The sequence below is a fragment of the bacterium genome (genome assembly GCA_036504735.1).
Lineage (GTDB): Bacteria > Electryoneota > RPQS01 > RPQS01 > RPQS01 > DASXUQ01.
On sequence record DASXUQ010000008.1, the window covers coordinates 250,148 to 272,460 of the forward strand.

The following is a 22,313-nucleotide window of genomic DNA, read 5'->3' on the forward strand; positions in this document are numbered from 1 at the left end:
CGGAGTTTTCAATGAGAGCAATTTTTTGCGTCGTCTGCCTGTTGCTTGTGGTGGTAGCCTCCGTCGCTCAGGCGTCGGTATCCCAGGCAACGATGTTGTTCCTTGCGATGTCTCCCTCGGCGCAGGCCAATGGGCGCACGGTTGCGGTTTTGCCGGGCAGCTATGATGATCCCCTCGCCCCGTGGTACAATCCCGCGGCCCTCGGCTTTCTGGCGCGGCAAAGCAAGGGATCTATCGGCTTCGGGTATGTCAACCGCATTCCGCAGTTCGGTCTCAGGAAAAATCTCACGCTTACCGGTCTTGCCGCCAATGCCTCACTGGGCAAACTGGCGCTGCCGCAATTCTTGGGCAGGCGGCCTGCACTGTATTACGGTGTCGGCGCGCATCTGGTCTCCTTCAACCTGAACGATTCACCTGTCACGGATGAGCAGGGGCACAACCTCGGCACCTTCCGCGTTCATGAATGGGTCTCCGCAATCAGCCTCGGTGTGATGCTGGATTATTACGTGCACCTTGCCGTCGGCGGCAGCTTAAAATCGGCGCATTCGACGTTCGCGGCAACCGGCTCGGCGGCGGTCGCCACCGAAGTCGGCGCCAGCACATCCATGGGTGATGTGGGCGCATTGCTCGAAATTCCGTTGCTGTCCCTTGTGGAGAACATCCGGCATGCGCGTTTTCAAGCGGGCGAGAATCTCCACCCGGATCTGTACGCCTCCTTCGGCTATGCCATGACCAACATCGGCGGCAAAGTGTCCTACACCGACCTTGCCCAGGCCGATCCTCTGCCGCGCACGGCGCGTGCCGCCTTCGGGCTCACTGCCGATCTGACGCGCTATGATCCCGTGGTGGGGCCGTGGAAAATGGTCAGCCTTTCCTATGGTGTGCAGGGTGAAGATGAACTGATCTGGCGCGACGCGAGCGGCGTGTCCGGGTACATTCGCGCCCCCTTCGGCGATATGCATGTGGTCGATGACCTGTTGCTTGGCAAGTCCAATGCGCGCATCCGCCGCCTGAGCGGCGGCGAGGTGACCGCGCTGGAAGCGCTGACGGTTCGCGCCGGCTATTATGAAGATCCCGAGGACGCTCTCACGTATCATTCTTACGGTCTTGGCTTGCGCTTAAGCGGAATTCTCAAAGTCATTCACCGCGCCCCTGCCACGTCGCCCACAGGATTTCAGAAGATCCTGCGGCATGTGGATGTGCAGTACGACGCGTGCCTCTTTGATGGTGCGGACCGCCGTGTCAGCAGCGTCCCTTCGCATCTGATCTCCGTGCGCGTCAACTGATACATCGCACCCATTTCTGTGATCCTTCCCCATCCCTCTTCCCGTTTGGAGTCTTCCGTGAAGCTCACCTTGCTGTGCATCCTCAGTCTGTTGACACTCCTGACATGCGCCCTGCCTGCGGTCGCCGCCGATGGCGTATCGCAGGCAACCTTCCTATTCCTGACGCTCTCGCCTTCGGCACAGGTCAACGCGCGCGGTTTCAATCTGGCCGCCGGCAGCTATGAAGATCCCTTCGGCGCGGTGTACAATCCCGGCGCCATCGGCTTCATGGCAAAGCAGAACAGATTTTCCGGAGGCGGATCGGATATGCAGTGGCTGCCGGGGTTCAATCTGTCAGGCCTGCATTACCGGGGCTTTGCCGCCAATCTGCGGTTTGCTTCGGACACGCTGCCGATGTTCCTCGGCATGCGCGCTCCTATCACCTACGGTCTTGGCGCGCACACGGTGTATCTGGACCTCGGCAAAACTCAGCAGACGGACGAGCAGGGCCATTCACTCGGCAGTTTTCATTCCTGGGAGACGGCCTCGGCGGTGACCTTCGGCGCGATGATGGAACACCGTGTCCGCGTGGGATTCGGCATCAGCGGCCAGTGGGCCTATTCGAACCTCAGCCCTTCGGGAGCGGGCGCAGAGTCGGGCACAAACCACGCCAGTGCGGTGATGCTGGATGCGGGTCTGATTGTTGAAGCGCCGCTGCTTTCTCTTGTCGCCAAACCGCTGGCCGACCGCGTGGAAACCTGGTCAAGGCTGCGGCCCGAACTGCTGGCGGCTTACAGCTACACGCAAAACAATATCGGCGGCAAAGTCAGCTTCAACTCCAACGCACCCGGCGATCCGTTGCCGCGCACGGCCATTACCAGTCTGGGCATCGGTGCGGAACTAACCTATCCGCTGCGGGAAATCGGCCCGTGGAAAATCTTCAGTGTGTCTGCCTCGACGCAGGCCTCGGATGTGCTGGTCAAGCGGCATCCCAACGGCGCATCAGAATACAAACTGAATCCTCTCGGCGACATCGGCTTTGTCCATGATATAGTGTTGGGCGGGGCCAACGGCAAGATCGTCCGGGACTACGGTTACGAAATCGAACTGCTCGATCTTATCTATGTCCGTGCGGGCGATCACAGGGACCGCTTGGGCAACGTGTTCTACCACACCAGTGGCTTCGGCTTCCGGCTTACCGGCGTCTTCAAGGCCATGACGTGGGGTGATCCGGTGTTTGGATCTCAAAGCGGCGTCGCTGCCGTGCTGCGGCATCTGGATATCGAATTCGACACCAGTTCCTGGGACATCAAACTGACCAGCCCTAACTACAACAACCCCGTAAATCACACGCATACGGACATGCTGACTCTGCGCTACAAGTAATCTGTTGTGGGCAGCTCCTTCTTGTCAGATGTCCAAGCATGCTTGTGATGGAAACCGCTACGGAGATCGTCGTAAGTCATGAAGTAGATCAAAGCCCCTGCAAAACAGGGGTTTTGATCTACTTGGAAATCCAGCCGAAAATTCATAGATTTACAGCTTATGAAGTTTTGAGGACGTAATGGGCGTTAGATACTGGGTTTGGCTGAGTTTGGGTCTGCTGTTGTGGGGATGTTCCGCACCCCATGACAACCCCTTGGACCCCATCTCGCCTCGCTACCGCGGCGCAATTCCGGTCCCGGCGGTGCTGACAGGCACTGTCCGCTCGGTACATATTTCCCGTATCTTCCCGTCCACTGACTCTTACTCGGTCGTAGCCGAGCTGGGCGGGCAGGATGCCGGCCTTCAGGATTCGGCCTGGGTAGCCTTCAACAGCGGCTCCGGCGTGGGGCTGGTACGCCTCGGGCCAACCCTGTGGGGGACCATCTTTTCCGCGTCCTATTTTCACGCCCCTGACTTCCCGCACCTCGGAACCGTGGTGGGCCGTCCTTTCCTGTTTACCGCCCGCGACGGCCAGGGCTTGATGCACGAGACCGGCCCGGCCTACATGTGGCGGGTCATTGAAGGCGTACCGGGGGTACTGTCCCCTAAGGCGGACTCCGCCAATACTCCCGCTCAAGTGGATGCCCATCCGGACTATGTCTGGGAGCCCTTCAGCTCGGATTTCCCCTTTGGCTATGAAGTCAACGTCATCAATATGACAGAGGGCTTCGAAACCACCGTCTGGACCTCGCCTCTCTTGGGGGATACGGTCCTTACGATGCAGCAACCGGATTCGCTGCCGCTTCCCGCCGGCGACTATTATTGGACCGTTACGGTGGAGGACAGTTTCGAAAACTCCTCCCGCTCCAAGCAGGGAATGTTCACGGTCGCACCGGAACGGCAGGACAAGCCTTAACTGGCGGCGGGTGGCCTCCGCAGGGCGACAGGAACTTTTGACGGTTCGTCTATCCCCCTACCAGTTTCTCACGTCGTGTCGAACCATCGGAACCGCCTCCTTGTTTCGGACATACAACAAGAACACGGCCTGCAAAGGCCTGCCCTTTGCATAGATTTGCCTGTATGACATGAGGCTATGGATGGCGGATCGGCCATCGTAACTGGTTTTAGAATTCGATATGTCACCGAGGATAGAATGAAAGCGCGTTTCCTGTCACTGCTTGCGGCCCTTCTCTGTTTTGTCAGCCTTGCTCCAGCGGCCAAACCTTCGCCGCAGGACACGCTCTATGAACAGATCCGTCATAACGTTGGCCTGTTCGGAGACGTCTACCGTGAGTTGACGCTCCGTTATGTCGATAGCGTCGATCCCAAGAAGTTCATCCGCGCAGGGATCGACGGCATGTTGTCCACCCTCGACCCCTACACCGTGTTCTTCGATCAGGAAGGCACCGAGGATCTGGACGTCATCACCTCCGGCCGTTATGGCGGTGTGGGGATCGAAATCGGCATCCGTGGGATCGACAAGACCCTCACCGTGATTTCGGCGATGGACGACTCCCCGGCGCAGCGCGTGGGGATTCGCAGCGGCGACCGGATCCTGATGATCGACACCGTATCCACCGAAGGCTTCTCCACCGCACAGGCGGCCAAATATCTGCGGGGCGCCGCGGGGTCGCAGGTCAAACTGACCATCCAGCGCACCGGCTCGTCCGAGCCCATCGAGTTCGTGGTCACGCGCCGCGAGATTGAAGTCAAGGACGTGCCCTACTACGGATTTGTCCGGCCAGGCACCGGCTATATTAAGCTTGCCCATTTCTCCCGCAGCGCGCCGGATGAACTCGACAAAGCCATTGTCGAACTGAAGCAGGGCGGCATGTCCGCGCTGATTCTCGATCTGCGCGGCAACCCCGGCGGCCTGCTCAGCAGCGCGGTGTCCATTCTCCAGCGCTTCTGCGCCAAGGATGATACTATCCTGTATGTGCGCGGACGGGATGATGCGGGAGACCAGATTTTCAAATTGAGCACGGATCCACTGGCCGGACAGATTCCGCTGGCGGTGCTGGTCGACGGCGGTTCGGCTTCGGCCTCGGAAATCGTCGCCGGCGCGGTTCAGGATCTGGATCGCGGCGTGCTGATCGGTGATCCCACCTTTGGCAAGGGACTGGTGCAGTCGGTGGTCTCTTTCGAAAGCGGCGAAGCCCTCAAACTGACGACCGCTAAGTATTACACGCCGTCGGGCCGCCTGATTCAGCGCGTGGACTACCTGCATGACGGCAACGGCGTGTTCCGTGAGAGCCCCGAACCGCATCAAAAGTTCAACACGCACAATGGCCGTCCGGTGGAAGGCGGCGGCGGAATTACGCCGGATATTGTGGTGCCGTCTCCCGCTCCCGGCATGGTGGGCACGGAGTTGTGGCGGCAGGGCGCGTTCTTTGATTTCATCAATGCCTATCGCGCCAGGCATCCGATGATTACCACTGCCAAAATCGACGACTCGGCGATGGCGGAATTCCGGCACTGGCTGGATTCGACCCATTTCCACTATGAACTCAACGGCCAGCTTGCGCTGGATACTCTGCGCAGAGTACTCAAGGACGCGGGACTTACCGACAGCGCCGCCGTCGACCTGACGCACCTTGACCGCCTGCTGGAAATGCGCCGGGTGCGGGAGTTCGACAATGAAATGGACTTTATTCGCCATAGCCTCGAAGGAGAACTGGCCAATAATCTCTTCGGCTCCCGTGGCCGCATCGAAGCTTCCTTCGCCGATGACATGCAGATTCAAAAGGCCCTCGAAGTCTTCGCCAACAAACCCGAGTACGACCGCCTGCTCGCCGTGAGCACCGGCGGCAAGAGGGATTAAAAGCAGAACCCCCTTCTGATTCCCCCTTTTTCAAAGGGGAAGGGCCATCGGGTCTCCCCCTTAGCATAAGGGGGGATTAAAGGGGGGTATCGGATGCATCAATCGGGCTTAAGACTATCCGCCGCGCGGGGTGTCCTTACCCCGCGCGCAACAGGCACCTTCCCATGCTCCACCGCTTTCTGCGCTACACCGGACGCACCATCGCTCTGCTGTGGGCTTTGCTTTGGATCTTCTTCGGTGCGGCTTCGGGCTTCGGAGCAGGGGAGAGCCTCGGCGGGATCTTTGTTCACACGCTGATGCCGGGCATGGTTTTTCTGATCAGTGCACTGGTGGCGTGGAAGTGGGATGTCCTTGGCGGAATTCTGCTGATGGCCGAAGGCCTTGCCGTGCTGGTGCGCTATCCTTTCATGGCGCGCGGTTTCCCGAGCGAGACGATTGTGTTTGTGCTGCTGACCATGGTGCTGCCGCCGCTGGCCGCCGGTGGACTGTTATTGCTGGGACGGCGCAGATCTGACCCTGAGATGACCACAAGTCAATTTAGAGGATAATTCTGCAATGGATGCTGCCGAATCCCGTTCCTTCTCCGCGCCGATGAGCAGTGCGTCCGGGCGGCTGGTTTTCAAAAGAGGCGCCGCCAACGTGACCGTGCTCTCCGAAACCGGAATGGACGATCTCTACAAAGCCGAATTCACCGAGCCGATTCCGGATGTCAAAGCCATTGGCAACAATGTCGAAGTGACGTACCGTGTGGCCATGTCCGACTGGCTGAAGGGCTGGTGGCTGAAAGACCGCACCGCGGCTCGGATCGTGCTCAACCGTGCTATCCCCTGGCAAATCGAAACCAAGGGCGGAGTGTCCCATCTACGCGGCGATTTCGCGGAGATGAATATTCAGGCGATCTCGATTGTCGGCGGCGCCAGCGACGTGGAAATGCTGCTGCCGCGCGTCACCGGCGCTCTGCCGGTCAGCATCACCGGCGGCGCAAGTCACGTGAAGCTGATTCATCCGCTGGACGTCGGCGTCAAATTGCACATCGTCGGCGGCGCGGCCAAGGTGACTCTCGGAGAGCAATATCTCGGCGCGCTGGCCGGAGAGATCATTCTGCAAACCCCCGGCTACAAAGAGTCCGCCGGCCACATCGACGTCACGATCAAGGGCGGCGTCAGCGATGTGAACATCGCGACCACATGAATTCTTGAGACTAGAGACTGAAGACTGAAGACAAGAGTCGCTCCTACATTTCTGGTTTCGAGTCTCAAGTTTCAAGTCTCGAGTCTCACGTCTCGAGCTTTTACATGGAACTACTTTGACCTCCGAACCTTTCTGGCTGTTCGCCCTTGGTCTGGGCACCGGGGTGATCAGCGGCTACCTTGGCATTGGCGGCGCGCTGATTATAATTCCCGTGCTGCTGGAACTGTTCGCGGCGCGCGGCATTCCCGAAGAGTTGCGCATGCACCTTGTGGTCGGCACCAGCATGCTGGCTATTGTCGGTGCGGTGACCTCTTCGACTATTGCCCACGCGAAGGCAAAACGCGTCTACTGGCCCGCCGTGCCGTTTACCGCCGCGACCGCCGTCGTCATGTCCCTCATCGGCTCCAGGCTCTCCGCGCTCTCCTCGGCATCGTTCCTTAAAGGCTTCTTTGTCATCTTTGCGCTGTGCAGTGCGGCCATGCTGCTCATCAAGCCGCCCGCGCCGCCGCAGGAGATTTCCCTGCACCGCAACCGCTTGCTGGCGATTGGCCTGCTCGCGGGAATCGTCTCGGCCTACATCGGTGTGGCGGGCGGAATCGTGATGGTGCCGCTGTTTATCCTCTGGGCGGGAGTGCCCACCGAAATGGCCGCCGGAACCAGCACCGCCGTGGGAATCATTACGGCCATTGTCGGCACCACCGGCCACATTCTGAACGGCCTGAACGTGCCGAACCGCCCGGAAGGCGCATGGGGCTTTGTGCTCCCTGCCGTGGCCCTGCCGATTCTTGCCGGGACCATCTTCGGCGGGCCCCTCGGCAGCAGGCTCAACCGCAAACTGGGCCGCAACGTCTTCCGCTATGCCTTCGCCGTCTTCCTGCTGCTGATAGCGGGAAAGGTGTGGTTCTGGTAAACGCTACCCCCCTTAATCCCCCCTTATGCTAAGGGGGGAGACCCGATGGCCCTTCCCCCTTTGAAAAAGGGGGAATCAGAAGGGGGTTCTTCATTCGCATTTCCTATTTTCAAATTTCTAATTTCACATCTTCATCTTGCCCATGCCTACCATTTCTGAAAGCCATCTCAATTTGAAATTGCTGCGCCGCGGCAAAGTGCGCGACGTGTACGAACTCGATGACAAGCATCTGGTCGTCGTCACCTCGGACCGTCTCTCCGCCTTTGATGTGGTGCTGCCTACGCCGATTCCCGGCAAGGGCGCGGTGCTGAACCATCTCACGCGCTTCTGGATGAATCGCTTTACGGGGATCATCAAGAATCATCTGCCGCAGAACCGCGACGAGTTTTCCTCGCTGATGCAAAGCCTGGCCGCCTCCGAGGAGGACCTGACCACCGACCACATCGAAGTGGTGCGCAAGGCCGAAGTGTTCCCCATCGAGTGCGTCGTGCGCGGCTATCTGGCCGGATCCGGCTGGAAGGATTACCAGAAATCGGGTGAAGTGTGCGGCTACAAGCTCGGCGAAGGGCTGCTGCAGTGCGCCGAACTTCCCGAGCCGCTGTTCACGCCGTCCACCAAGGCGATGGAAGGTCACGACGAAAATATCACCGTGGCACAGGCCGCCAACATCATCGGCAAGGATGCCGCGGACAAGCTGGCGGAAGCCTCGCTGGCCCTGTACAAAGCTGGCCGTGATTACGCACGCGAGCGCGGCATCATTATCGCCGATACCAAGTTTGAGTTCGGACTCGTGGATGGCGAGATCGCCGTGGTGGATGAAGTGCTGACGCCCGACAGCTCGCGCTTCTGGCCGGCGGACCGCTATGAAGCCGGACGCGATCAGGCCAGCTACGACAAGCAGATCGTGCGCAACTATCTGATTGACATCGGCTGGGACAAGACCCCTCCCGGACCGCGCCTGCCGTTCATGATCATCGAAAAGACCGCTCAAGCCTACCGCGAAATTCTGGAACGATTGACGAAGTGACTCTAAGAGAAAAGTGTGTCGGGGCGCATCGCGGGATGCGCCCGTTCTTTTTCCCGTCCACAGGAGTGTAAGGCGGATGCTGGTGGTGATAGACAACTACGATTCCTTCACCTACAATCTGGTGCATTACCTCGAGATGCTCGGCCAGACGCCGCGCGTTTTTCGGAATGACGGAATCTCCGTGGCCCAATTGCTCGCGCTGAACCCGGATCGCATCGTAATCTCCCCCGGTCCCGGTGCGCCCGACGGCGCGGGAATTTCCTGCGACGTAATCCGCGCTTTTGCCGGAAAGATCCCGGTGCTCGGGGTGTGCCTCGGGCACCAGTGCATTGCCGAAGTGTTCGGTGCGGCGGTCACGAGGTCGGTCTCGCCCACACACGGCAAGCCCTCGCTGATCCGCCACGATGGCCACGGCCTCTTCTCCGGTCTGCCCAATCCCTTTGAAGCCATGCGCTATCATTCGTTGATTGTCCCCTCCGAAAGTCTTCCCGAGTGCCTGATCGCCACCGCCTGGTCCGCCGACGGAATTGTCATGGGACTGAGCCATGACAGCTTTGCCGTTACCGGAGTGCAATTTCATCCGGAATCCATTCTGACACCCGATGGCCTGAGCCTCCTCAAAAATTTCCTCGCCATCGAAGGTGGCCGGTGGGAATAGTCGCCGACACTCCCGGCACGGTGCTTGTTCAGCGGGATGGCGCAGATTGGCTGCTCTTCACCAGGCCGCAAAACATCTTGTGTGCGCACACACTCGATGATGTCCGCCCCCTGATCGAAGAGGTCGAGCGATGCACCGCGCGCGGACTGTGGGCTGCCGGATTCTTAAGCTATGAAGCCGCGCCCGCGTTTGATCCGGCGCTGGTCACGCACGAGCGCGCCGTTACTCCGCTGGCGTGGTTCGGCATCTATGAGGCACCGCAAAGCCTTTCCGCTCTTCCGGAGGGAGCGGAGGCTTTCGAAGCGGGAGCATGGATCTCCACCGTTACGGAAGAAAGCTACGCCGAATCCCTTTCGCGGATCAAAGAATATATCGCGGGCGGCGACACCTATCAGGTCAACTTTACGCTGCGGCTGCGAACGGGGTTTGAGGGCAGTCCGTGGTCCCTGTTCCGGCATCTTGTGCGCAATCAATCTCCGCGCTGCGCCGCCTATGTTCACGCCGGAGAGCACGTCCTCTGCTCCGCATCCCCGGAACTGTTTTTTCGCTTGGACGGCTCGCACATCACCTGCCGCCCCATGAAGGGCACCGCGCCGCGCGGCCTGACCTCCGCTGAAGATGCTCTGAACACGCGGCGTCTGCAGGCCTCCGAAAAGGAACGCGCCGAAAATGTGATGATCGTGGACATGGTGCGCAATGACCTCTCGCGTATCGCCGCGCGGGGCAGCGTGCATGTGCCCGAACTGTTTGCCGTAGAACGCTACTACACTCTGCTGCAACTGACCTCCACCGTCGCCGCCGAGACCCACGCGCCGCTTGGCGAACTGTTGGCCGCGCTGTTCCCCTGCGCGTCCATCACCGGCGCGCCCAAGGTGCGCACCATGCAGATCATCCGCGAGCTGGAAACCACGCCGCGCGGAGTCTACACCGGCAGCATCGGTTATGTCTCTCCGCAGCGCCGGATGCAGTTCAATGTCGCCATCCGCACCGTGGACATTGATACCGCACAGCGCACCGCCGAATACGGCACGGGCGGCGGCATTGTCTGGGATTCGCGCACAGGCCGAGAGTACGAGGAGTGCCTGCTCAAGGCCGCCGTGCTGACGGCGTCGCGCCCCGACTTCTCGCTGCTCGAAACTCTGCTCTGGAAGCCGCCTTCCGGATTCTTCCTGCTGGAGCGGCATCTCGAACGTCTTCTGTCCTCGGCGGACTACTTCGCTTTCCGCGCCGACAAACAACAGATTCTTGCTGCCCTTACTGCGGCGGTGGAGCCTCTGGAACAGGCCCCGCACAAGATCCGTCTGCAACTTTCCGAAGGTGGCGCGATCCGCGTGGAGGCGGAGCTACTCTCCAGAAATTTCAAGTCCCGCCGCTGGCGCGTGGCTCTGGCAGGCAACCCCATCGATTCGCACAACCGTTTCCTCTACCACAAGACCACAGCACGATCTGTGTACAATGCCGCGCAGGCCGGGCATCCCGGTTGCGACGACGTTTTGCTGTGGAATGAGCGCGGCGACATCACCGAATCTACCGTCGCCAATGTGGTGGCACAGTTTGGACGCGAGTTGGTTACGCCGCCCGTTTCCTGCGGGCTACTCGCCGGAGCTTACCGCGCGCACCTGCTGGCCAAGGGCCGGATTGCAGAGCGTTGCATTTCGAAAGATGAACTGAGGCACGCCGAGCGGGTGTACCTGATCAACTCCGTGCGGGGCTGGATTCCCGTCGATCTTGCCCTCTGAATACAGGTCAGAAAGAAAGCGCGAGGCCAAAAGCCTCGCGCTTGATATTTCAGGGTGCAGCCAACTCAGCCCCGGGCAATCTGCCGGTAGGGCGGGGGACCGGGAATCACATGCTCTGCCTCGCCGTAATGGTCGCGAATGAAATTCAGCGCCACGCGGCCAAACACTCGAGTCCCCGCCGCCGCCACGGCGCCGGAAATCAGCCAACCGAGGCCGGGTAGCAGCTTGATGAATTGCCTCGCCAGTCCTCGCGCCAGAAAGCCTCCCGCTCCCAGACTGGTTACCATGGTGCCGGATTCTGCCGGGGTCATTTCATGGCCGAACTGCCGGCTGATATCCCGGATCATCTTTCCCTGCAGGCCCCACAGCAGCGGCATGTCCGCTCCGGGAATCGGAGCCATGCCTACCAGGCCAGCCAGACGGGAATAGTGTTTGATCGTCTTTTCAGATCGTCTGCATTGATCGCACATCATCATCTCCTTTCGCACGTCACAGGACTTGAAACGATGTTCAGGGCTCAAAGTTCCAGCCATCCCGGAACGCAAAAGCGCGAACCTTAGCAGAGAGTTCGCGCTTGCGGTGTGTGCGGTCAGGTCAGGGGACCGGCCAGGGCCAGGGAGAACCCTGTCCGGTCAGGATAAGGAACGTTACTTCCGCGTTTCAATCTGGATCTGCCGGGCCTTCGCGGTTTCGGCCTTGGGCAGGGTAATCTTCAGCACGCCGTCTTCAAACTGCGCGCGCACATCTTCGGGTTTGACCGTGGTTGGCAGGCTGAAGCTGCGCTCGAACCGGCCATAATTGCGCTCCACGCGGAGCAGATTGTCCTTGTTCTCCTTGATCTCCTGCCGCTTCTCGCCGGACAGCGTGAGCACATTGTCATGCAGGGTGATCTTGACTTCCTCCTGCTTGACCCCCGGCAGTTCGGCATGGATTTCGAACCCATCCGCATTTTCAACGATGTCCACATTCGGTCCCCACAAGGACATTTCGGACGGCTGGGCATTATTCAGGAACTCCTCCATCATCCGCGTCAGCGGACGCCATGTGCCGGTGAAGAAGGGGCGCAGTTCGGAATCAACGGGTTGCCATCTGGTAATAGACATGGTAAAACCTTTCCTCTCTTGAAATTTTTGCCTGACAAGATGATCGTGTCGTACATCCAGAGCTTTTGCAACGGCTGTGCCACATGAAGTATATATATGTAATTGATAATTTTACGTAACGGGATCGGCGTTCCATTGTCCGGCACCACAAAAGTGACTGCCAAAATGCGGGTGAAGTCTGCCAAATGATTCTTCGCATACCGTCACCTTGGCAGATGCCGTGGCAGAGGATGATTTCGGTGGCGCGCCACGCCCCACCTATCCTACTATCCGGCATGCTCCGTCGTGCCGGATTTCCCGTGCCTGCAGCCCTCCGGGCTGACGGTCCGCTGAAGGCGAGATCTCGCTCCGCCGGACCGGAGGCTGCCGCTAGGGATACGTCTTGGGACCGCGCGGTATTCCCGCGCTGTCCCCCCGCCGAAGGCGGCCCCGGGTGCAGGCGTCACGCCTGCTGGGGTATTATTTTTGCACTATCGCAGATGATATGCGGGTCGGGGCAAGCGGGGTGAGGGCAAGGAACGGCGGTCTTCCATCGAATTTCCGAATTAATCCTTCATCATTCACCCTTCATCCTTTCTTCCTTTGTGCCTTGACAATCCCCCAGAGAAGTAGTACATTTTTCTTTTCACTGCGAAATTTCTGAAGAATCCATGCGACTTGCCATCCTCACCAGCGGCGGCGACTGCCCCGGCTTAAATGCCGTCATTCGCGCCGTGGTACGCACTGCGACGGACCACTACCGGTATGAATGCGTCGGCATCAAGAACGGCTGGAAAGGTGCCGCCACCGGTGAAATCATTCCGCTGCCCACCTCCTCCGTATCCGGCATTCTCTACCGTGGCGGAACGATCCTTGGAACCTCTCGGTTCAATCCCTTGAAGGACGGGGAAACCACCGCGCGCATTCTGGAAAACCTGACACTGCACCACATCGGCGCAGTGATCTGCGTCGGCGGCGACGGCACTCTGCGCGCCTCCCATGAGATGGTGCGTATGGGCGTTAACGTGGTGGGCGTTCCCAAGACCATCGATAATGATATTGCCGCCACGGACGTGACGTTCGGCTTTCACACTGCCGTGCAAATCGTCACGGATGCCATCGACCGCCTGCACACCACCGCCGAGTCCCACAACCGCATTATGATCCTCGAGACGATGGGACGCAACACCGGCTGGATCGCGCTCACTGCGGGACTGGCTGGCGGCGCAGACCTGATCCTGATTCCCGAGCGGCCCTTCTCCTATGATAAGATCTGCACCATGCTCGCCCAGCGGCACAAACGCAAATCGTTCTCGATTGTCGTCGTCGCCGAAGGCGCCTTTCCCGAGGGCGGGCAGGCGGTGAACATCGGCGCGCTGGATGCCTTCGGCAGACCGCGTCTCGGCGGCATCGGCCATGAACTCGGACAGGAGATCGAAAAACGGCTCGGCATCGAATGCCGCGTCACCGATCTGGGCTATGTGCAGCGTGGCGGCACTCCCGCCGCCTTCGACCGTGTGCTCGCCACGCGCTTCGGCGTCGCCGCGGTGGAAGCCGTCGCCAACGGCCAGTTCGACCATTTCGTCGCCCTGCGCGGCGAACAGCTCATCACCATCCCCATTGCCGAGGGCATCGGCGCCTGCAAGCAGGTGGATGACAAGCTCTTTGAAACCGCGGAGCTGTTCTTCGGATGAAACGCACCTTCTTCTGTGTCGCGGTGGTCTTCGCCGCCTTCGTGGTACTCGTCCCGAGGGCAGAAGCCCAATGGACACTCGATTGCAGCACCAGCGTTACCGACAGCGGCGGTACACAGGGTGTCTTGCAGATGCGCAGCGGCAGCGCTCCGCAATATTGCTACTACGCCATGGACTCGCTGCAGCTCAAGATTTTCACCAACGCCTGCCAGTCCGCGGCCTACACCTACTCCATGACCGCTGCCGAGCGTTCGGCCTACATGCGCTATGTGTGGGCTACGCCGATGGATTTCACGGGCGACGGCATCAACGAAATCATCCTGATGACCTATACGCTGTCCGGCTCGGTGCTGCGGTCGGCGATCAAGGTGCTGGATATTACCAGCGGCGCCACGCTGCTGGAACGGCGCAACACGCAGATCTCCTTCACCTGTTACCCTTACAACATCGGCGATCTCAACGGTGACGGCATCATCGAGTGTCTGGTTAATGCGCAGTATGTCGCGGGAAGGGATCTCTACAGCGAGGTCTACGATACCGGCGTTGCCGCATCGGGAGTCCCCACGGCTTCCGTCGCGCCGCAGACGTTTCAGCTCGCGCAGAACTACCCGAATCCTTTCAATCCCACCACGCGGATTGAGTACAGCATTGCCGCGCCGGGACATGTGAGTCTGGAGATTTTCAATATCTCCGGCCAAAAAGTCACCTCGCTGGTGAACAGCTATCAGACCCCCGGCATGCACACGGTCGAATGGACCGGTGCCGATGAGCGCGGCATCCCGCAGGCTTCGGGCTCGTACCTGTATCAGGTTTCCATCGACGGCAAATCCTCGGACGCTCGTAAAATGATTCTGCTTCGCTAAGAATTTCACCTGAACCTAATCGATACTCCCATGTCTGCAAAAGAAAAATTGTTGGATTTCATCCGCTACGCCGGGGCCACCCTCGGCTTTGACGACCTCGAAGAGCCCGAACTGGAACTGGATGTGGAACGGTTGGAAGATGTGGCCTACCCCGCCTACTGCACCGACATCCTGCGCGAAGAGACCAATGAGGTCTACCGCTTCTGCTTTGTCGAGTCGCTACCGTCCCTCGCCGAGCAGATTCCCTTCTTCTTCGAACAATACCGCGAACTGGAATCCGTCAGCCTCGAAGAATATGATGGCGCCGTGCTCTTTGTCAAAACCGATACGGAAGATCAGGATTTCTGGTACGTCTATCGCACAGAGACCGGCGAGATCGGCCTGTTCCACTCCGACTACAGCCTCGACGAAGACGGCGAGGATGGCGAGGATGACGATGAAGATCTGGACGATCACCTGAAAAACGGCAAGGAATAGCGCGCCCTCCCGCGGCGCGGCGCATAGCATACGGGAGCGGAAAAAGGCAGACCGCTTCCACGAACCATAAGGGAGAAAGAGTTTCCAATGGCTATCCGGATTGCAATTAACGGGTTTGGCCGCATCGGGCGGCTGGTGTATCGCGGCCTGTTCAAGGACCCGCGCTTCGAAGTCGTCGTGCTGAATGATATCACTGACGCGAAGACACTCGCTCACCTGCTGAAGTACGACACCACTCATGGCCGCTTCCCCGGCAAAGTCGAGTCGGTGGAAGACGGGTTCCTCGTGGACGGCAAGAAACTCAAAGTGCTGGCGGAAAAAGACCCCGCCAAACTGCCGTGGAAAGAGTTCAAGATCGACATCGTCGTCGAATCCACCGGGGCCAAGGCCTTCCGCGACCGCAAAGGCATCCAGCAGCACATCGACGCCGGCGCCAAAAAGGTGCTGCTCACCGTGCCGTCCAAGGATGACATCGACGCCACCATCGTCTGCGGCGTCAATGATCAGGCGCTGAAACCGGAGCACATACTGGTCTCCAACGCGTCCTGCACCACCAACTGCATCGCGCCTATGGCCAAGATTCTCGATGAGAGTTTCGGACTCGAGTTCGGTTTCATGACCACGGTGCACTCCTACACCAATGACCAGCGCGTACTCGATGCGCCGCACAGCGATCTCCGCCGCGCCCGCACCGCCGCCGACAACATCATCCCCACCACCACCGGCGCCGCCCGCACCGTCGGCAAGATCCTGTCCAACCTCAAGGGCAAGCTCGACGGCGTGTCGCTGCGCGTCCCCACGGTGGACGGTTCGATCACCGACCTTGTGGCCACCCTGAAAAAGGACGCCACCGTAGAATCGGTGAACGCTGCCTTCAAGGCCGCCGCCCAGGGACCGATGAAGGGCATTCTCGAGTATACTGAAGACGAGATCGTCTCCAGTGACATCATCGGCAACTCGCATTCCTGCATCTTTGATTCCAAATGTACCATGATGCTTGGGCCGCGGCTGGTCAAGGTGTTCGGCTGGTATGACAATGAGTGGGGCTATTCGATGCGCTGTGTCGATCTATTGGCCCGCATGGGAGCCTGACCGGAGATTCTGAAATGGGAAACAGGAACAAAGACGTACTCTTTCCCTTCCTGTTTCCCATTTCATGAAGGATATGCGTTGACGTATTGACCTGCTTTATCCGACCGGATCGTAAATTAAACTATAGTGAGGAGAAGTGATTATGCCCAGGAAGAGAGCATCGACCGCTGCGGAACAGCCCGAAGGAACCGCGCGCAAGTCAGCCGCTAAGACGCCGCGTGCGCGCAAAACCGCGGCCCGCAGCGCCGAATCTGCGGACACTCCGGCTCGCACCCCCCGGCGCACCGCCGCCGCGCGCAAAACCGCGCCCGCTGCCGCCACAAAGCGGCCCGCGCGCCCGGCAACTGCGCCGCGTGCCGAAGCCGCCCGGGAACCCGGTTCCAACAATGCCGGGCCAAACCGCGCCCGCCGCCCCGAGCCCGGTCGCCGCATGGAAAATGGCCACGGTAACGGCAATGGCGGACTGCCCTCCGGCAAAACCGCGCGGGATTATGCCGACGCCAAGCGCGCGCTGGGTGAACTGTGGGATGATATTACCAAGCAGACCTATTCCACGTTCGATTCCATTACGCGCCGCGTAGAGAAGAGCTACGAGGACGCCCGCAAGAATGTCACACAGGGCGACGTGCGCTATGCGCTGGATAAGACCCAGAGCAAGCTGAAGTCTTTAAAAAATTCCGGATCACAGGCGGTAGTGCGACTGGGCAAACAGGCCAAACTGCTTTACGAAATGCTGCGCGATGCCATGGCCGGCAAATTCAAAATGCCGTGGGTGACCGTCTCCGCCATCACGGCGGCGTTGCTCTATTTTGTCAGCCCGCTGGATGTTATTCCCGATTTTATTCCCGGCATCGGCTGGATGGATGATGCGCTGGTGATTTCGCTCGCCATCTCCGTGGCGCGGATGGACCTGCGCCGTTACATCAAGGAAAATCAACTCGACCCCGCTGACTACGGCCTGTAAGCCGCCGGTGTGCAAGATGCGTTTGCACGGTACCTCAGAGAGGAGAACATCATGCGCTTTGCTCTTCTGCTCATACTCAGCATAGCCTTGACCGGCGGAGGGATGTCTGCGCTGGCGCAGACCTCGACCAGCCGTGTTCTGGCGCGCCCGCCGGAAAACTGCGCCGTCCGGAAAATCGGCGGCCATACCTTTGCCGAGGGCGAGGTCTATCTGTCCTCCCATGCCGATACCGCGCTGCTCAAGGAGTACGGCTTCCGCACGTTCGAGTTTCAGGGCTGGTCGCTGGGCCGCGCCCGCTATGAAGCCGTCTGGCCCACCTCCGTGCCCCTCGATGCGCTGCCGTCGCAACTCGATGAATTGACTTACCACACCACCGAGCAGGAGGAGACTCCGGACCTCGATCTGCCGGTCGGGGGGAATTACTCCTACGCGCAGGCCATGAGCGCGCCGCAGGACTGGAAGGATGTCGATCTCTCTCCGGCCACACGTCAACGGACCCAAAAGTCGCCCAAGCCCGCCAAAGAAGCCACGCACTTCTACGATCCCCGCGACCCCGCCGGCAGCCGGCCGACCATGCGGCTGCGGGAAAGATACGATGACCGGGAGTTCACGGGCTACTACCGTCTGCAGCCGGCGAACAACTACCGCTTCCATGCGGTCGATGATGTCGTGTCCTGCAATCCACAGACGACGGGTACGTTTTTCAGCACCTCGCAGAGCCACACGACGCTGACGCCCACGCCCATTCAACAGATGTACGGCGGCCGCTCGCCGATCAATCTGTACGGTGGCTACGGGGGGTGCGGCTCCCGCCAGTATCGGTCAGAGCCGCGGGATAACCGGCGCGAGAGCTATCCGTACTTTCACCCGCAGGGCGTCAGCCTCAGCGAGTATTCGCGTCAGCACGGCAGCCGGCGGCGATAAGGCACGTTCGCGCCCCGGGGCGCGCTTACGAAGGGATTGATCAAGGGAACAGGATTATCGCGGCGGGACTCCGTTCAGTCAGTGCACAAACGGTTCGCCGGGAGAAAAGAGTTTAGACGTGAAATACAGCACGTGGATCTGGGCGGGATTGCTGATCGCGGGCAGTGTGCTGGCGGATGACAGCCGGTATGCCATGCCGCAGCCCCCGCACGGCGCCAAACAGGTCGCCATCGGCAGCCACAGCTATTTTACAGGGGTGGTGTACATCGAAACCGGCAGTGACACCTCGGCGCTGGTGCCGCTCGGATTCCGCCGCTTCGAATTCGAAAGCCGCTCCGTTCATTCCGTGCGCTACCATGCGCTCTGGCCGAAGTCGGCGTTGCAGGATTCCCTGCCGTCCATCGTCAGCGGATTGGAGTATGACGTGAACCCGGTGATGACGCCGGATACCACGTTCGATCTGGACCTCTCCAGCCCGTCCGATGTTGTCCCCGAAGCCGATCCCGAAACCCCGAATCCCAACGGAAGCGGCAACCAGTAGCGCCGCACGGTTTACGCCTAGCCATTTCACCTTTGATGGACACCATGCAGCGGCTGCTGATTTCAGTCTTGGTACGGATCCTTCTCGACACGATCTTCAGTTCGCCGTGCTGCGCCATGCCTCAGCCGCCGGTCAGAGCGGTCACATTTCACGAAGGCAAAGGCGTCTACTACTCGGGCACTCTCTCCCTGAGTGCGCATGAGGATACGGTCAAACTGAAGGCCTTGGGCTTTCGGCATTTTGATTTTGACAGCCGCACCTTCGGCTCGCTCAAGTACCACGCGCAGTGGCCGCAAGCAGCGGTAGCGTTGCCCTTGCCGGACTATCTGAACGGCATGGACTACGATGTGGGCGATCCGCCTTCAGAAGATAATGAGGCAGCGGAGCGCTATTTCGATCCGGACGGCGAGATGATCAGTCGCGGACCGACGCCTTACGATAATCGCCCGCGCATGGGCCGGGAAATGGACGCTGCCAGTCGCACACTCCTCGAACGCATGTCGATGCAGATTCACAATCTGCCGCGCCCAGCCAACGGCAAGCCGGATACGGTCATCGACGGCAGGGATTACGTGTACGGACGAGTGTATATGCGCTACCTGTCCGACAGTCTGGATCTGATCCCCTTCGGATTCAAGGGCTTCGATCCCCATCCGGACGATGAGATGCAATTCGATAATACCCACGTCAACGGCTTGATCGTTTCTATCTTTGGCTATCATGCCTACTGGCCGATAAACGTTGATGTCAAATCTCTTCCCGAGAGTATGTACAGGATGGAAGCGGCGCGTAGCCGACGGGGAACGGGCGAGGTCATTACGAAACGGAAGTACTTCGACAAATGAACGCGGAACGCTAATCGTGCAGCAAAGATTAATCACCATCAGCCTTTTCGTCCTCGCACTGTTCTGCGCTGCGCCGCTCTTTGCCATGCCCACTCCTCCGCAGGATGCGGTGCGGAGAGTGTACGATGCCGAGGTTTATTACTCGGGAACGGTCTACGTCAGTTCTCCCGAGGACACCCTCAAGTTGCTCGATTTAGGTTTCGGAAATTTACAATTCGATAGCCGCTGCTTCGGCTCGTACAAATACAAAGCCTGGTGGCCCAAATCCATCGTGGAACTCCCCGTGCCGGATTACGTCACCGGCATGAACTACGATCTGACGCGGCCCGACCGAGGCACTTCCGATGAAGAATGGTACACCGGCGGATATGCGGCAGACTATTACGATCCGGCGGGTGCCTATCCGTATCTGGGACAATCCCGCTACGACGTCGACTTCATGCCAGCCCCGCCTTCCGGCAGCGGCACCTATGGCTTCACCATCGGTCGCGGCACCAGCCTCGACCGGAGCAGAAATGGCTGCGGCAGCCACTATGGTTGAAGGTGAGCATCCGGTCACAGGGTGTGACCGCAATCACAGAATCATACGTCCCATGATCCCGCGCCCGATCTTCGTCGTAATAACAGTTGTCTGGGCCACCGCCTGCCTGGCCCTGCCTCAGCCGCCACCAAGAGCGCTGACGCATGTCTCCGGCAGCATCACCTATTACTCCGGCACCGTCTACCTGAGCGCGCACGAGGACACGCTCAAACTGAAGGCTCTCGGCTTTCGCCATTTCCGGTTTGACAGCCGCGCCGTCAACTCGCTCAAGTACACAGCCGAGTGGCCGCAAACCGCGGTGTCTGCGCCGTCGCCGGATTATCTGAATGGCCTCGACTACGATGTGGCAGCAGATGTGCAGCCCGATGACAATACGGCCACGGCGGACACCATGGACATTGACTCCATTTCGCTGGCCCGGCCTCCGCGCCACCACGCCAACATGGGGATGGACAGTGCCACCGCGCATCGCTTCCTTGCGCAGCTCGATGTCCGCGTCCGCGCCCTGAACCGCCTCGATCACCCCAGGCCGGATACGCTGATCGGCGACAGAAAGTTTACGCACGGCGTCGTGCTGATGTCGTCTCTGACGGACACAGTGGGTTTGATTCCGCTTCGCTTCTTCGGCTTCGAACCGGGCGGCATGGTGGTCGATAGCAGCGACGGTGAGCCTGTCCAATATCCAAGTTGCCATTGCTATTGGCCCTCGGACATCTCGGTGGTCGATCTGCCGGACGGCATCCACAGCATCCAGTCCGACCGCGTCCGCCTCGGCTCCGGCGTCGTTTCCATCAAACCGAAGACACCGGCAAAATAGCGCGCTTAAGGAGGGGCGGATCTAAGATCCGCCCGCTTGTGTCAACCGCGCCGGGTGTAGGGGCCGGTCTAAGACCGGCCCGCCTGACAATTACCGCCAACACAACCCGATCCGCCTGTGGCGAGATCTCGCTCCGCGGACCGACAACCCGCGCGCGTGAATACGAACATTCGTACTTAACATTTCTTTTCGGGAGGAGCATGAACAAACTCACCATCGACGATGTAGACCTGCACGACAAGCGCGTGCTTGTGCGCGTCGATTTCAATGTGCCGCTGGATGGCGACAAGGTCACCGATGACATCCGCATCCGCGAGAGCCTGCCCACAATCCGCCGGATCGTCGAAGACGGCGGCAAGGTCATCCTGATGAGCCATCTCGGGCGGCCCAAAGGCAAGCGCGCTATGGAGTACAGCCTGCGTCCCGCAGCCCAGCGGCTCTCTGAATTGCTCGACCGTCCGGTGATGATGGCCCCCGACTGCGTCGGCCCCGAAGTCGAACGCGTCGTCGATCAGATGCAATCCGGTCAGGTGATGGTGCTCGAGAACCTGCGCTTCCATCCCGAAGAAGAGAAAAATGATCCCGCCTTCGCCGCGTCACTGGCGAAGCTCGGTGACGTGTATGTCAATGATGCCTTCGGCAGCGCCCACCGCGCCCATGCCTCCACCGAAGGAGTCACCAGGCATTTGCACCCCGCCGTTGCCGGTTACCTGATGAAAAAGGAACTGGACTATCTCGGTAAGGCGCTCGCCGATCCCGCGCGGCCCTTCGTCGCCGTCCTCGGCGGCTCCAAGATCTCCGGCAAGATCGACGTCATCGAAAACCTGCTGGACAAAGTCGACGCCATTCTCATCGGCGGCGGCATGGCCTACACCTTTTTCAAGACGATGGGCCGGGAAATCGGCAATTCCATCGTCGAAATGGACCGCGTCGACATGGCCCATGACCTGCTGAAGCACGCCGCCACCAGCCGCACCAAACTGGTGTTGCCGTCCGATTCCCGCGTCGCCAATGAACTGGCTGCCGGTGTCACCATCGTCGTGCGCAGCAATGATGCCTTGCGCGAAGACGATATCGCCGGCGACATCGGGCCGGAAACGGAAAAGCAGTACAGCGACATTATCCGTAAGGCCAAAACCGTCGTCTGGAACGGACCGATGGGTGTTTTCGAAATCCCTGAGTTTGCCCACGGGACCAAAGCGGTCGCCGAGGCCCTCGCAGAGGCTACCAAGGCGGGAGCCGTCACGGTTGTGGGCGGAGGCGACTCTGCGGCGGCCATCAAGAAGTTCGGTCTGGAAAGCAAGGTGTCCCATGTCTCCACTGGCGGCGGTGCCAGCCTCGAATTCTTGGAAGGCAAGGAACTGCCCGGAGTCGTGGCTCTGGATGATGCGGATGAGCAAGTTAAATTAAAAGAAACATTTAACCAATGATCCTCGC

General features: G+C 59.8%; 23 protein-coding genes. 21 read left to right on the forward strand and 2 right to left on the reverse strand.

What is annotated here, in order from left to right:
• The first annotated feature begins 11 nt into the window (after positions 1-11).
• From VGL38_07050 to pabB, 10 genes are all read left to right on the forward strand, one after another.
• Positions 12-1,286, forward strand: a complete 1,275-nt coding sequence (locus VGL38_07050; protein ID HEY3295178.1) for a hypothetical protein — start codon at positions 12-14, stop codon at positions 1,284-1,286.
• A 57-nt stretch (positions 1,287-1,343) separates the two neighbouring features.
• A complete protein-coding gene (locus VGL38_07055) occupies positions 1,344-2,651 on the forward strand; it encodes a hypothetical protein (GenBank protein ID HEY3295179.1) in 1,308 nt (435 codons plus the stop codon).
• 178 nt (positions 2,652-2,829) lie between these two features.
• Positions 2,830-3,606, forward strand: a complete 777-nt coding sequence (locus VGL38_07060) for a hypothetical protein (GenBank protein ID HEY3295180.1) — start codon at positions 2,830-2,832, stop codon at positions 3,604-3,606.
• Positions 3,607-3,843: 237 nt separating this feature from the next.
• On the forward strand, positions 3,844-5,511 hold the full coding sequence (locus VGL38_07065; protein ID HEY3295181.1) for a S41 family peptidase: 1,668 nt from the start codon (positions 3,844-3,846) through the stop codon (positions 5,509-5,511).
• A 164-nt stretch (positions 5,512-5,675) separates the two neighbouring features.
• Positions 5,676-6,059 carry a hypothetical protein gene (locus tag VGL38_07070; GenBank protein HEY3295182.1) on the forward strand — a complete coding sequence of 128 codons (384 nt, stop codon included), beginning with the start codon at positions 5,676-5,678 and terminating at the stop codon, positions 6,057-6,059.
• A gap of 7 nt (positions 6,060-6,066) precedes the next feature.
• Positions 6,067-6,702, forward strand: coding sequence for a hypothetical protein (locus VGL38_07075; protein ID HEY3295183.1), 636 nt, complete (start codon positions 6,067-6,069; stop codon positions 6,700-6,702).
• A 115-nt stretch (positions 6,703-6,817) separates the two neighbouring features.
• A complete protein-coding gene (locus tag VGL38_07080; GenBank protein ID HEY3295184.1) occupies positions 6,818-7,612 on the forward strand; it encodes a sulfite exporter TauE/SafE family protein in 795 nt (264 codons plus the stop codon).
• 142 nt (positions 7,613-7,754) lie between these two features.
• Positions 7,755-8,639 carry a phosphoribosylaminoimidazolesuccinocarboxamide synthase gene (locus VGL38_07085; GenBank protein HEY3295185.1) on the forward strand — a complete coding sequence of 295 codons (885 nt, stop codon included), beginning with the start codon at positions 7,755-7,757 and terminating at the stop codon, positions 8,637-8,639.
• 76 nt (positions 8,640-8,715) lie between these two features.
• Entirely contained in the window at positions 8,716-9,297 is a 582-nt protein-coding gene (locus VGL38_07090; protein HEY3295186.1) for an aminodeoxychorismate/anthranilate synthase component II, read from the forward strand.
• Positions 9,288-11,036 carry an aminodeoxychorismate synthase component I gene (gene pabB, locus VGL38_07095; protein ID HEY3295187.1) on the forward strand — a complete coding sequence of 583 codons (1,749 nt, stop codon included), beginning with the start codon at positions 9,288-9,290 and terminating at the stop codon, positions 11,034-11,036. The genes VGL38_07090 and pabB overlap by 10 nt, the downstream gene beginning before the upstream one ends.
• 65 nt (positions 11,037-11,101) lie before the next feature.
• Here the strand turns inward: pabB and VGL38_07100 are convergent, their stop codons facing one another.
• Positions 11,102-11,557, reverse strand: coding sequence for a DUF697 domain-containing protein (locus VGL38_07100; GenBank protein HEY3295188.1), 456 nt, complete (start codon positions 11,555-11,557; stop codon positions 11,102-11,104).
• 126 nt (positions 11,558-11,683) lie between these two features.
• A complete protein-coding gene (locus VGL38_07105; GenBank protein ID HEY3295189.1) occupies positions 11,684-12,139 on the reverse strand; it encodes an Hsp20/alpha crystallin family protein in 456 nt (151 codons plus the stop codon).
• A gap of 650 nt (positions 12,140-12,789) precedes the next feature.
• On the opposite strand from VGL38_07105, the gene VGL38_07110 reads away from it, so the two are divergent.
• The 11 genes from VGL38_07110 to VGL38_07160 all read left to right on the forward strand — a co-directional run bounded on the left by VGL38_07110 (position 12,790) and on the right by VGL38_07160 (position 22,306).
• Positions 12,790-13,812 (forward strand): ATP-dependent 6-phosphofructokinase, encoded by a 1,023-nt coding sequence (locus VGL38_07110; protein HEY3295190.1) that lies wholly within the window; start codon positions 12,790-12,792, stop codon positions 13,810-13,812.
• On the forward strand, positions 13,809-14,675 hold the full coding sequence (locus VGL38_07115) for a T9SS type A sorting domain-containing protein (protein HEY3295191.1): 867 nt from the start codon (positions 13,809-13,811) through the stop codon (positions 14,673-14,675). The genes VGL38_07110 and VGL38_07115 overlap by 4 nt, the downstream gene beginning before the upstream one ends.
• A gap of 30 nt (positions 14,676-14,705) precedes the next feature.
• On the forward strand, positions 14,706-15,152 hold the full coding sequence (locus tag VGL38_07120) for a hypothetical protein (protein ID HEY3295192.1): 447 nt from the start codon (positions 14,706-14,708) through the stop codon (positions 15,150-15,152).
• An 87-nt stretch (positions 15,153-15,239) separates the two neighbouring features.
• A complete protein-coding gene (gap, locus tag VGL38_07125) occupies positions 15,240-16,244 on the forward strand; it encodes a type I glyceraldehyde-3-phosphate dehydrogenase (GenBank protein HEY3295193.1) in 1,005 nt (334 codons plus the stop codon).
• 142 nt (positions 16,245-16,386) lie between these two features.
• Positions 16,387-17,208, forward strand: a complete 822-nt coding sequence (locus tag VGL38_07130) for a DUF1232 domain-containing protein (GenBank protein HEY3295194.1) — start codon at positions 16,387-16,389, stop codon at positions 17,206-17,208.
• A 51-nt stretch (positions 17,209-17,259) separates the two neighbouring features.
• The gene (locus VGL38_07135; GenBank protein HEY3295195.1) at positions 17,260-18,132 is read left to right on the forward strand and encodes a hypothetical protein; all 873 of its coding nucleotides are present in this window, start codon (positions 17,260-17,262) and stop codon (positions 18,130-18,132) included.
• Positions 18,133-18,250: 118 nt separating this feature from the next.
• Positions 18,251-18,673 carry a hypothetical protein gene (locus VGL38_07140; protein ID HEY3295196.1) on the forward strand — a complete coding sequence of 141 codons (423 nt, stop codon included), beginning with the start codon at positions 18,251-18,253 and terminating at the stop codon, positions 18,671-18,673.
• A gap of 68 nt (positions 18,674-18,741) precedes the next feature.
• Complete coding sequence (locus tag VGL38_07145; protein HEY3295197.1) at positions 18,742-19,518, forward strand: hypothetical protein; 777 nt, start codon at positions 18,742-18,744, stop codon at positions 19,516-19,518.
• A 16-nt stretch (positions 19,519-19,534) separates the two neighbouring features.
• Entirely contained in the window at positions 19,535-20,059 is a 525-nt protein-coding gene (locus VGL38_07150) for a hypothetical protein (protein HEY3295198.1), read from the forward strand.
• Between the two features lie 52 nt (positions 20,060-20,111).
• Positions 20,112-20,876, forward strand: coding sequence for a hypothetical protein (locus tag VGL38_07155; protein ID HEY3295199.1), 765 nt, complete (start codon positions 20,112-20,114; stop codon positions 20,874-20,876).
• A gap of 200 nt (positions 20,877-21,076) precedes the next feature.
• Entirely contained in the window at positions 21,077-22,306 is a 1,230-nt protein-coding gene (locus VGL38_07160; protein ID HEY3295200.1) for a phosphoglycerate kinase, read from the forward strand.
• Positions 22,307-22,313 lie beyond the last annotated feature (7 nt).

Excerpts from the sequence above, each read along its gene's own strand:
- VGL38_07060 (HEY3295180.1), top strand. The coding sequence starts at position 2,830 with ATGGGCGTTAGATACTGGGTTTGGCTGAGTTTGGGTCTGCTGTTGTGG.
- VGL38_07110 (HEY3295190.1), top strand. The coding sequence starts at position 12,790 with ATGCGACTTGCCATCCTCACCAGCGGCGGCGACTGCCCCGGCTTAAAT.
- VGL38_07075 (HEY3295183.1), top strand. The coding sequence starts at position 6,067 with ATGGATGCTGCCGAATCCCGTTCCTTCTCCGCGCCGATGAGCAGTGCG.
- gap (HEY3295193.1), top strand. The coding sequence starts at position 15,240 with ATGGCTATCCGGATTGCAATTAACGGGTTTGGCCGCATCGGGCGGCTG.
- VGL38_07120 (HEY3295192.1), top strand. The coding sequence starts at position 14,706 with ATGTCTGCAAAAGAAAAATTGTTGGATTTCATCCGCTACGCCGGGGCC.
- VGL38_07105 (HEY3295189.1), bottom strand. The coding sequence starts at position 12,139 with ATGTCTATTACCAGATGGCAACCCGTTGATTCCGAACTGCGCCCCTTC.
- VGL38_07135 (HEY3295195.1), top strand. The coding sequence starts at position 17,260 with ATGCGCTTTGCTCTTCTGCTCATACTCAGCATAGCCTTGACCGGCGGA.
- VGL38_07160 (HEY3295200.1), top strand. The coding sequence starts at position 21,077 with ATGAACAAACTCACCATCGACGATGTAGACCTGCACGACAAGCGCGTG.
- VGL38_07130 (HEY3295194.1), top strand. The coding sequence starts at position 16,387 with ATGCCCAGGAAGAGAGCATCGACCGCTGCGGAACAGCCCGAAGGAACC.
- VGL38_07065 (HEY3295181.1), top strand. The coding sequence starts at position 3,844 with ATGAAAGCGCGTTTCCTGTCACTGCTTGCGGCCCTTCTCTGTTTTGTC.
- VGL38_07115 (HEY3295191.1), top strand. The coding sequence starts at position 13,809 with ATGAAACGCACCTTCTTCTGTGTCGCGGTGGTCTTCGCCGCCTTCGTG.
- VGL38_07050 (HEY3295178.1), top strand. The coding sequence starts at position 12 with ATGAGAGCAATTTTTTGCGTCGTCTGCCTGTTGCTTGTGGTGGTAGCC.
- VGL38_07090 (HEY3295186.1), top strand. The coding sequence starts at position 8,716 with ATGCTGGTGGTGATAGACAACTACGATTCCTTCACCTACAATCTGGTG.
- VGL38_07155 (HEY3295199.1), top strand. The coding sequence starts at position 20,112 with ATGATCCCGCGCCCGATCTTCGTCGTAATAACAGTTGTCTGGGCCACC.
- VGL38_07070 (HEY3295182.1), top strand. The coding sequence starts at position 5,676 with ATGCTCCACCGCTTTCTGCGCTACACCGGACGCACCATCGCTCTGCTG.
- VGL38_07085 (HEY3295185.1), top strand. The coding sequence starts at position 7,755 with ATGCCTACCATTTCTGAAAGCCATCTCAATTTGAAATTGCTGCGCCGC.